Annotated in this window: 10 protein-coding genes; 2 read left to right on the top strand and 8 right to left on the bottom strand. The window is 70.5% G+C overall.

Going from position 1 to position 9,161, the window contains the following annotated elements; all coding sequences use genetic code 11:
• Both CJ301_RS07020 and CJ301_RS07015 read right to left on the bottom strand, forming a co-directional pair.
• The coding region (locus CJ301_RS07020; protein ID WP_173812332.1) for a DNA translocase FtsK 4TM domain-containing protein at positions 1-1,205 on the bottom strand (1,205 nt) is incomplete at its 3' end.
• 17 nt (positions 1,206-1,222) lie between these two features.
• Positions 1,223-2,401 (bottom strand): aminotransferase class I/II-fold pyridoxal phosphate-dependent enzyme, encoded by a 1,179-nt coding sequence (locus tag CJ301_RS07015; protein ID WP_099275686.1) that lies wholly within the window; start codon positions 2,399-2,401, stop codon positions 1,223-1,225.
• Positions 2,402-2,641: 240 nt separating this feature from the next.
• On the opposite strand from CJ301_RS07015, the gene CJ301_RS07010 reads away from it, so the two are divergent.
• Complete coding sequence (locus CJ301_RS07010) at positions 2,642-3,853, top strand: UbiH/UbiF/VisC/COQ6 family ubiquinone biosynthesis hydroxylase (protein WP_099275684.1); 1,212 nt, start codon at positions 2,642-2,644, stop codon at positions 3,851-3,853.
• Positions 3,854-3,857: 4 nt separating this feature from the next.
• Here the strand turns inward: CJ301_RS07010 and CJ301_RS19065 are convergent, their stop codons facing one another.
• From CJ301_RS19065 to CJ301_RS06980, 6 genes are all read right to left on the bottom strand, one after another.
• The gene (locus CJ301_RS19065) at positions 3,858-4,010 is read right to left on the bottom strand and encodes a Trm112 family protein (protein ID WP_099275733.1); all 153 of its coding nucleotides are present in this window, start codon (positions 4,008-4,010) and stop codon (positions 3,858-3,860) included.
• A gap of 113 nt (positions 4,011-4,123) precedes the next feature.
• Complete coding sequence (locus CJ301_RS07000) at positions 4,124-4,765, bottom strand: LON peptidase substrate-binding domain-containing protein (protein ID WP_099275682.1); 642 nt, start codon at positions 4,763-4,765, stop codon at positions 4,124-4,126.
• A 27-nt stretch (positions 4,766-4,792) separates the two neighbouring features.
• Positions 4,793-5,713, bottom strand: a complete 921-nt coding sequence (trxA, locus tag CJ301_RS06995; RefSeq protein ID WP_099275680.1) for a thioredoxin — start codon at positions 5,711-5,713, stop codon at positions 4,793-4,795.
• A 98-nt stretch (positions 5,714-5,811) separates the two neighbouring features.
• Positions 5,812-6,600 carry an exodeoxyribonuclease III gene (locus CJ301_RS06990; RefSeq protein ID WP_099275678.1) on the bottom strand — a complete coding sequence of 263 codons (789 nt, stop codon included), beginning with the start codon at positions 6,598-6,600 and terminating at the stop codon, positions 5,812-5,814.
• Between the two features lie 68 nt (positions 6,601-6,668).
• Complete coding sequence (locus tag CJ301_RS06985) at positions 6,669-6,992, bottom strand: hypothetical protein (RefSeq protein ID WP_099275676.1); 324 nt, start codon at positions 6,990-6,992, stop codon at positions 6,669-6,671.
• A gap of 233 nt (positions 6,993-7,225) precedes the next feature.
• Positions 7,226-7,912 (bottom strand): response regulator transcription factor, encoded by a 687-nt coding sequence (locus CJ301_RS06980; protein WP_099275674.1) that lies wholly within the window; start codon positions 7,910-7,912, stop codon positions 7,226-7,228.
• A 157-nt stretch (positions 7,913-8,069) separates the two neighbouring features.
• On the opposite strand from CJ301_RS06980, the gene ribA reads away from it, so the two are divergent.
• Complete coding sequence (ribA, locus tag CJ301_RS06975) at positions 8,070-9,149, top strand: GTP cyclohydrolase II (RefSeq protein ID WP_099275672.1); 1,080 nt, start codon at positions 8,070-8,072, stop codon at positions 9,147-9,149.
• The last annotated feature ends 12 nt before the right edge of the window (positions 9,150-9,161 follow it).

Genomic DNA, 9,161 nt, shown 5'->3' with positions numbered 1-9,161 from the left:
GTGCCGGGCGGCGCGGGCGGCAGGCGGCGCGCCGGGGCGGCCTGCTGCGCGGGCTCGGCCGATCCGTCCCAGCCGGTCGCGGCGATGTCATCTTCGCGCGGATCGGTCTCGGGCCAATCGGCTTCGGCGCGGGCGCTCTGGGGCCATGTCTCATCGGACCACGCCTCCTCGGGCCGGGCCTCGTCGGCCCAGCCGCCATGCTGCGCCTCCATCGGCGGGGCGGGCGGCACGGGGGGCGCGGGCGGCATGTTGCGCGGCGCGACCCGCGTGACGGCGGGCGGCATGCGCCGCGCCGGTGCCGTCTCCTCGATCAGCGCCTCATCCTCCTCGGGCCCATAGGCCAGAGCCTCCGAAGGGGCGGAGGCGGCCATGCGCTTGGCGGCATGGGCGCGCACCACCGCCGAGACCCGCTGGGTCTGGCTCGGTTCGGGCACGGCGCGCGCGGCGGCCTCTTCCTCGGCGGCGAGGTCGGCGTCGCGGCGCATCTGCTCGCGCCGCGCCTCGATCTCGTCACCGATGCGGCCGCGCAGCACCTCGGCCGCGCGCATCGACACCGTCGCGCCGCGCCCCATCAGCCGCAGCCCCAGCGCATAGGCCATCACCAGCCCCAGAAGGAACATCTGCCACAGCCCGCGGGTCTCCTCGCGGGTGAAGCCGGTGACGAAGGCCGCGGCGGCGAGCGTGCCCGCGCCCAAAAGCAGCGCCAGCAGGTTCACCCCGAGGCCCGCGCCGAAGGGCAGCACCGTGAGCAGCAGGCCCAGCACCGTGTCACCGAACAGGCCGCCCAGACCGAAGCTGTGGCTCCAGCCCTCGGGGGGCGTCAGCGTCGCGGCGAAGACCGCCGCCAGCGCCACGACGATCGGCGCGAAGGTGAGCCGCGACATCGCCCGCTCCTCGCCCCGGTGCAGGAGCAGCCGCCCGCCCCAGGTCAGGAACACCAGGGGCAGCATCCACGCCCCGCGCCCGACGATCATCACGATCGGCTGCGCCACCGAGGCGCCGAAGCGCCCGAGCCAGTTCTGCACCGGCGCGTCCGAGGCCAGCATCCAGTTCGGGTCGTCGGGCGAATAGGAGCCGATCATCATCGCGATCATCAGCCCCACGGCGATCAGCGCCAGCCCGAGCAGCTCCTTGCCGCGCTTTTCCAGCGCCGCCTGCGTGTTGCTGTCCAGCAGAGGCTCGCGCCCCCTCGTCTGATACGCCATCTCGCTCGTCCTCTCGCTCAGTCGTAGAGGCAGGCGCGGAGCGTCTTGAGCCCGCGCTGCATCTCGTTGGCCGGGGCCACCATGGCGACCCTGACATATCCCTTTCCGGGATTTTCTCCGTTCACGTCGCGCCCCAGATAGGCGCCGGGCAGCACCCGCACCCCCGTCTCGCGCCACAGCTTCAATGTCGCCGCCTCGCCATCCTCGACCGGCAGCCACAAGAAGAACCCGGCCTCGGGCGCGGCGTAGCCGGGCAGATCGCCCAGCACCTTGTCGGCGATGTCGTATTTCGCGGCATAGAGCGCGCGGTTCTCGATGACATGGTCCTCGTCGGACCAGGCCTTGGCGGCCACCGCCTGCAAGGGCAGCGGCAGCGGCGCGCCGGCATAGTTGCGCAGCTGGCGCATCCGGCGGATCGATTCGGGGCCGCCCGCGGCGAAGCCCGCGCGTAGGCCCGGCAGGTTCGACCGCTTGGACAGCGAGTTGAACACCACCAGCCGCTCGGGGTCCGCGCCCATGGCCTGCGCCACGGCGAGCGCGCCGGGCGGCGGTGTGTCGCGCCAGATCTCGGAATAGCATTCATCGGCGAAGACGCGGAAATCATGCCGCTCGGCCAGTTCCATCAGCCGTTCGAGATAGCTTTCGGAGGCCACCGCGCCCTGCGGATTCGAGGGCGAGCAGAGATAGAAGATCGCCGTGCGGTCCAGCGTCTCGGCGGGGATGGCGTCGAGATCGGGCAGAAAGCCCGTCTCTCGCGTGGCGGGCAGGTAGACCGGCTTTGCGCCGACAGAGAGCGCGGCCACGGCATAGACCTGGTAGAAGGGGTTGGGCATCAGCACCAGCGGGCGCGCGCCGCCTTTCGCCTCGGGGCACAGCGCCATGGCGGCGTTGTAGAGCCCCTCGCGCGTGCCGTTGAGCGCCAGCAGCCGCTCCTTGGGCAGATCGACCGCGTAGCGCCGCGAGATCCAGCCCGAGATCGCGCCCAGGAGCATCTCCGAGCCCTCGTTGACCGGATACTTGCCAAAGCCCGTCGCGGCCTCGGCGATGGTCGGGCCGACCCAGTCGGGATAGGGGTGCTGCGGTTCGCCGATGGTCATCGCCAGCGGCGCGCCGCCGGGCTTGTGCGAATCAAGCAGGCTCCGCAGGCGCGGAAACGCGTAATCCGGTAGGTCCGAGAACCGATCGGGGAAATCCATTGCTGCCTCATGAACGGGGGTCATGCCGGTGCCCCTCTTGGCACGAAACTACCCGCGCGGGCAGGACGATGTCCAGCATTCGCCCCCGGCCCGCCTTGCATGTGTCTTTCCCGCCGAAGCTGCGACAGCTTGGGGCGCGGCATCCCCTCCCCCTCGCGCCGCGTCGTTCCGGTGCGGCGGCGGCGGGCGCGGGCATTCTGGCGCATGGACAATCGCGCCCCTCGCCCCATAGTCAGCGCCATGGATCATGACAGCGACATTCTCATACTGGGCGGCGGTCTCAACGGCCCGGTGCTGGCCCTCGCCCTCGCCCGCGCGGGGCTGACCGTCACCCTCATCGACGCGGCACCGCCACGGCGCAAGGCCGGCGGCTTCGACGGGCGCGCCTATGCCATCGCGGCGGGCGGGCGACGGATGCTGGCGCGGCTCGGGGTGTGGGACAGGCTCGCTGCAAAGGCGCAGGAGATGTCGGAGATCAAGGTCACCGACGGGCGCGCGGGCGAGGGCCCTGCCCCGTGGTGGCTGCATTTCGATTCGGCCGAGATCGAGGATGGCGCGATGGGCCACATGGTCGAGGACCGGCATCTGCGCGCCGCCCTCGGCCTCGCGCTCAAATCCGCGGAGGGCATCCGCCTGCGCGCGCCCGAGACGGTGGTCGCGCAGGAGAGCGGGCCGGGCGGCATCGCGGTCACGCTCGGCTCGGGCGAGAGCTTGCGCGCGGGGCTGCTCGTGGGCTGCGACGGGCGCGAGAGCGGCACCGCCGCGCGGGCGGGCATCCGGCGGCATGGCTGGGGCTACGGCCAGAGCGCCGTGACCTGCGCCGTCGAGCACGAGCTGCCGCACAAGGGCATCGCGCATCAGTTCTTCATGCCGGGCGGGCCGCTGGCGATCCTGCCGCTCACCGGCAACCGCGCCTCCATCGTCTGGAGCGAGCGGACCGCGCGGGCCGAAAGGCTCGCCGCGCTGGAGGAGGACGCCTTTCTCGATGCGCTGCGCCCGGCCTTCGGCAATTTCCTCGGGCAGATTTCGCTGATCGGCGCGCGCGGGCTGTTCCCGCTCGGGCTCAGCCTCGCCGAGCGTTTCACCGCGCCGCGCGTGGCGTTGGTGGGCGATGCGGCGCATGGGCTGCACCCCGTCGCGGGACAGGGGCTCAACGCCGGTCTGCGCGACGTGGCGGCGCTGGCGCAGGTGCTGCGCGAGGCGCGCGCGCGCGGCGAGGACACGGGCAGCGCGCTGGTGCTGGAGCGCTACGCCCGCTGGCGGCGCTTTGACACGGCGACGATGGCGGCGACCACCGACCTCACCACGCGGCTGTTTTCCAACGACAACCCGCTTTTGCGGCTGGCGCGCGATGCCGGGATGGGGGCGCTGGGCGCCATCGGCCCGCTGCGCCGCGCCATGATCCGAGAGGCGGCGGGGCTGACCGGGGAGCTGCCCGAGCTGATGCGCTGAGCCCTTATTCGAGCGGGCGCGCCTCGTCGGCCAGCATCACCGGGATGCCGCCCCGGATCGGATAGGCGAGGTTGGCCGCGCGGCTGACCAGCTCCTGCCGCTCGGCGTCATAGCTCAGCTGCGCCTGTGTCTGCGGGCAGACGAGGGCTTCGAGCATGCGCCGGTCGAAGGCGGCGCGCCCGGCGCGCGGATCGGGCTGGGGGTCGGGGATCGGGTCCACCGGCGGGACCGGGCTGGGCGGCTCGTCGCCCGGAAGGTTGGGATCGTCGCTCATTGCATCACCTCTTCGCCTGAGCCGCCGCGCAGGGCGAACTCGATCAGCGTGGTCAGGGTCTCGCGCCGCTCGACCAGCGTCGGCGCCTCCAGAAGCGCCTGCCGCTCCTCGCTCTCGAACGGGCAGAGCATCGACAGAGAATTGATCAGAAGCTCGTCCTCGGCCTCCTCCAGGCTCTCCCAGTCGGTCGAAAGGCCGTGCTCCTCGAAGAACTTTGCCAGAAGCGCGAGGAAGCTCTCGCGCTGCAGGCCGGGGTCGGATTCCACCGCGCCGCGATCGCGGTCGAAGCCGTCCCAGCTTACCTCGCAGCGCCGATAGGGCATGAAGCCCTCGACCTCGTGGCGCACCCGAAAGCGCGAGATCCCCGAGAGGGTGATCATGTAGCGCCCATCCTCGGTCTCGGAAAAGGCGGTGAGCCGCCCGGCGCAGCCGATGGCGTGCAGCCGGGTGTCGCCCGCCGCCGATTCGTAGGGCTGGATCATCCCCATGAGCCGATGCGGCGTCTTCATCACGTCCTCGATCAGCGCGAGATAGCGCGGTTCGAAGATGTGCAGCGGCAGGCGGGCGCGCGGCAAGAGCAGCGCGCCGGGAAGCGGAAACACCGGAATCGTCTCGGGAAGGTCCACGCCAGTCATCATGCGAGGCGACCTAGCCTGCCGTACCGCTCAGGCAAATATCATCGACGACAGGCGGCGCCGGCCGGAGAGCGCGATCGGGTCCTTGGCGGGCAGCGCCTCGAAGATGGTGAAGAGCTGGGTCTTGGCGGCGGCGTCGTTCCATTCGCGGTCGCGGCGGAAGATCTCCAGAAGCTCGTCCACCGCCTCGGCGGTCTCGCCATTGGCCTGCAGCGCGGTGGCGAGGTCGTAGCGCGCCTGAAGATCCGCGGGATCGGCCTCGACGCGGCCGCGCAGCTCGGCCACGGGGCCCGCATTGCTGGCCTGCCGTGCCAGCGCGATCTGCGCGAAGGCGGCGTCGATCTCGGGCGTGCGGCCGATCTCGGCGGGCGCGCCGTTGAGCACCGCCTCGGCCTGGTCGACCTGATCCATCGCCAGATGCGCGCGCGCCAGCCCGGCATAGGCGGCGGCGTTCTTGTCGTCCTCCTGCAGGATCGCGCCGAACACCTCCGCAGCCCCCGTGGCGTCGCCCTCGTCGAGCATCGCCTGCGCCGCCTCGATCGCCTCGGCGAGCCCGCCATCCTCCTCGCCGCCGCCCAGCGCCACGAGCTTGTTCACGAAGGCCTCGATCTCCGAGCCGGGCAGCGCGCCCTGAAAGCCGTCGACCGGCTGGCCCTGCCAGAAGGCATAGACGGTCGGGATCGACTGCACCTGCAGCTGGCCCGCGACGGCCTGGTTCCGGTCGACGTCGATCTTGACCATCCTGACCTTGCCACCGGCCTTCTGGACCGCCGCTTCCAGCGCCGGGCCCAGCGTCTTGCACGGGCCGCACCACGGCGCCCAGAAATCGACGATCACCGGCACGGTCTTCGAGGCTTCGACCACGTCCTTCATGAAGGTCGCGTCGGAGCCTTCGCGGATCAGGTCGTCCTTGGCGGGGGCGGCGGGGGCGCTGTCGTTGAGACCGAGCATGATGGGCTCCTGCTGTGATGTGCGGCCCCCCTCTTTGTCGGGCGGGGCAATGTTTCGAGGTGACTATATGTGCGCGCGGCGCGGCCGCGCCAAGCCCCTCAGAGGTCGAAGCTGGCGAAGACCGGCGCGTGGTCCGAGGGCTTTTCCCAGCCGCGCGCCGATTTCAGCACCCGGCTGCCATGCGCGGCGCTCGCGATGTCGGAGGTCGCCCAGACATGGTCGAGCCTGCGGCCCCGGTCGGCGGCCTCCCAATCCCTGGCGCGATACGACCACCACGAATAGAGCTGCCCCTCGGGGATGTCCTGCCGCGTCACGTCGACCCAGTCGCCGCTGTCCTGCACCTGCGCGAGATGCTCGATCTCGATGGGCGTGTGGCTGACGACCTTGGAGAGCTGCTTGTGGCTCCACACGTCGTCCTCGCGCGGGGCGATGTTGAGATCGCCCACGAGGATCGCGCGCTCGGGCCGGTTGGCGTGGAAATCGTCGCGCATATGGGTGAGGTAGTCGAGCTTCTGGCCGAACTTCTCGTTCTTCTCGCGGTCGGGCTCGTCGCCGCCCGCCGGGACGTAGAAGTTGTGGATCGTCACGCCGTTCTCCAGCCGCCCGCAGATGTGGCGGGCATGGCCGAGACCCGCGTGGTCATGCGCGCAGACCTCCTCGATCGGCAGGCGCGACAGGATGGCCACGCCGTTATAGCCCTTTTGCCCGCGCGCGATCATGTGGCCGTAGCCCAGCGCGCGAAACGCCTCGAGCGGGATCTTCTCGACCGGGCTCTTGCATTCCTGCAGGCACAGAACGTCGGGCCCCTCCTCCTGCAGAAGACGGCTCACCAGCGTCTCGCGCAGGCGGACCGAGTTGATGTTCCATGTGCAGAGCGTGAAGGGCATCGGCGGTCTCCGGTTCGGGGCCGGGCCTGCCTAGACCCTTGTTCCCGCGAAGGCCACCCGCCCCGCCCTCAGGGCTCGATCGTGTAGCTTTCGGAAGCGCAGACATCGACCCTGTCGGGCACCACCGCGCCGTCCGAGAACAGCAGCAGCAGGTCGTAGAGACATTCTGAGACGTTGCGGATGGTGACGTCGGCATTGCCCCCCGAGGGCACCACGTATTGCCCCAGCAGGTCGTCGCGCCAGTATTCGTCCGTCACCGGAGAGGCGAACATCCGCACCAGATCGACGCCGGAGCGGTTGCGCACCCGCAGCGTCTCGGTCTCGGCATGGGCCGCGAGCGGTGCGACGAGCGCGGCGACGAGAACGAGCATGAGCGGACGAAACAGGGGCATGAAGAACTCCTCGGGGGTCTGAAGCCAGCCTAACGCGCCCCGCCGCCCTGCCCCAGCCCCCCTCTGGCCGCGCTCACGACCGCGCGACTGCGGCGGGCGCACGGTCTTGCCGCGGGCAAAGAAAAGCCGGGCACGAGGCCCGGCGAAGTCCAACAGGGAGGTATGTGGCGTGACCCCGCCACGGGGGGCTTCGTGTGCCAAACGCGCATCCGCCGCGCCGGTTCCGGCAGATATCAGGCCACCAGCCGATAGCCGCCGGATTCGGTCACCAGAAGCCGCGCGTTCGAGGGGTCGGGCTCGATCTTCTGGCGCAGCCGGTAGATATGCGTCTCGAGCGTGTGGGTGGTCACCCCGGCATTGTAGCCCCAGACTTCGTGCAGGAGCACGTCGCGCGGCACCACGCCCTCGGAGGCGCGGTAGAGGAACTTGAGGATGTTCGTCTCCTTCTCGGTCAGGCGGATCTTGCGGTCATCCTCCGCCACCAGAAGCTTCTGCGCGGGGCGGAAGCTGTAGGGGCCGAGCTGGAACACCGCGTCCTCGGATTGCTCATGCGTCCTGAGCTGGGCGCGGATCCGGGCGAGCAGCACCGGAAACTTGAACGGCTTGGTGATGTAGTCGTTGGCGCCCGCGTCGAGGCCGAGGATGGTGTCGCTGTCGCTGTCATGGCCGGTGAGCATGATGATCGGGCATTTGACGCCCTGCTTGCGCATCACCCGGCACAGCTCGCGCCCGTCGGTGTCGGGCAGGCCGACATCGAGGATCACCAGATCGAACAGCCCGGCCTTGGCCTGCGCCATGGCCTCCTGGCCGTTGCCCGCCTCGAAGACGTCGAAATCCTCGGTCATGACGAGCTGTTCGCTCAGCGCTTCGCGCAGGTCGTCCTCGTCATCGACCAAAAGGATCTTCTTCACTTGTGCCATCTCGACGCCTCCATGAGCTACCGGCTCCACAGATGTGTAACGATCACGTGTGGCTCAAGTTTCGTGTCGATCTCTCACACCGAGTTGTCGCCCCCCTCCGAAATGTTACAGTCGCCCCCCGTGCCGGGGCGTCCCGGCCTGCCGCGAGGATGCGCCCATGCCCTTTCGCCCCGACCCCGTCGAGCGCCGCGCCCGCGCGCTGGCCGATCTGCGCCTCGGGGTGCCGGTGGTCTTAGGCGACGGGCCGGGCGCGCTGGTGCTGGCGGCGGAGGCGGTCCGGCCCGAGCGGCTGGCGGCGCTGCGCGCCATGGGCGGGGCGCCGGTGCTCGCGGTGACGGGGCGGCGCGCGGTGACGCTGCGCGCGCGCGCCTATGACGAGGACATCGCACGGGTGGTGCTGCCGCAGGATGCCGATGCCGCCTGGGTGCGGGCGGTGGCCGACCCGGCGGGCGATCTTGACACGCCGATGAAGGGGCCTTTGAAGACGCTGCGCGAGGGCTCCGCCGACACCCACCGCGCTGCGATCGCGCTGGTCAAGGCGGCCCGTCTCCTGCCCGCCGCCTTGGTGCTGCCGCTCGACGATGCCGCGGGCTTCGCGCGCACGCATGAGCTGACGCGGCTCGACCTGCCGCTGCCGCCCGCGATCACCCCCGCCTATGCCCCCGTCGCCGCCGCCCGCCTGCCGATGGAGGCGGCCGAGAAGGGCCGCCTGCACGTGTTTCGCCCCGGCGATGGCGGCGAGGAGCATTACGCGGTCGAGGTGGGCCGTCCCGCCCGCGACGGCGCGCCTCTGGTGCGGCTGCATTCGGCCTGCTTCACCGGCGACGTGCTGGGCTCGCTCAAATGCGATTGCGGCCCGCAGCTGCACGCCGCGCTCGACCAGATGGGCGCGGCGGGCGAAGGCGTGCTCCTTTACCTCAACCAGGAGGGCCGCGGCATCGGGCTGGCCAACAAGATGCGCGCCTACAGCCTGCAGGATCAGGGCTTCGACACGGTCGAGGCCAACCACCGGCTCGGCTTCGAGGATGACGAGCGCGATTTCCGCATCGGCGCCGAGATTCTCAAGCGGCTTGGCTTCAGCCGCATCCGCCTTCTGACCAACAACCCCAACAAGATCGCCCGCATGGAGGAGGCGGGCATCGCGGTCGAGGCGCGGGTGCCGCTCAAGGTGGGCGAAGGGCTGCACAACCACCACTACCTCGCCACCAAAGCCGCCAAGTCGGGGCACCTGCTGTGATCTTCTCCCCCG

Source organism: Limimaricola cinnabarinus (assembly GCF_002723615.1).
Lineage (GTDB): Bacteria > Pseudomonadota > Alphaproteobacteria > Rhodobacterales > Rhodobacteraceae > Limimaricola > Limimaricola cinnabarinus_B.
Note: the sequence above shows the minus strand (reverse complement) of the source record. Positions and strands in the feature narration are given on the sequence as shown.

Coding starts and splice junctions, on each gene's coding strand:
- CJ301_RS07015 (WP_099275686.1), bottom strand. CDS start 2,401: ATGGATTTCCCCGATCGGTTCTCGGACCTACCGGATTACGCGTTTCCG.
- CJ301_RS07010 (WP_099275684.1), top strand. CDS start 2,642: ATGGATCATGACAGCGACATTCTCATACTGGGCGGCGGTCTCAACGGC.
- CJ301_RS19065 (WP_099275733.1), bottom strand. CDS start 4,010: ATGCTCGAAGCCCTCGTCTGCCCGCAGACACAGGCGCAGCTGAGCTAT.
- CJ301_RS07000 (WP_099275682.1), bottom strand. CDS start 4,765: ATGATGACTGGCGTGGACCTTCCCGAGACGATTCCGGTGTTTCCGCTT.
- trxA (WP_099275680.1), bottom strand. CDS start 5,713: ATGCTCGGTCTCAACGACAGCGCCCCCGCCGCCCCCGCCAAGGACGAC.
- CJ301_RS06990 (WP_099275678.1), bottom strand. CDS start 6,600: ATGCCCTTCACGCTCTGCACATGGAACATCAACTCGGTCCGCCTGCGC.
- CJ301_RS06985 (WP_099275676.1), bottom strand. CDS start 6,992: ATGCCCCTGTTTCGTCCGCTCATGCTCGTTCTCGTCGCCGCGCTCGTC.
- CJ301_RS06980 (WP_099275674.1), bottom strand. CDS start 7,912: ATGGCACAAGTGAAGAAGATCCTTTTGGTCGATGACGAGGACGACCTG.
- ribA (WP_099275672.1), top strand. CDS start 8,070: ATGCCCTTTCGCCCCGACCCCGTCGAGCGCCGCGCCCGCGCGCTGGCC.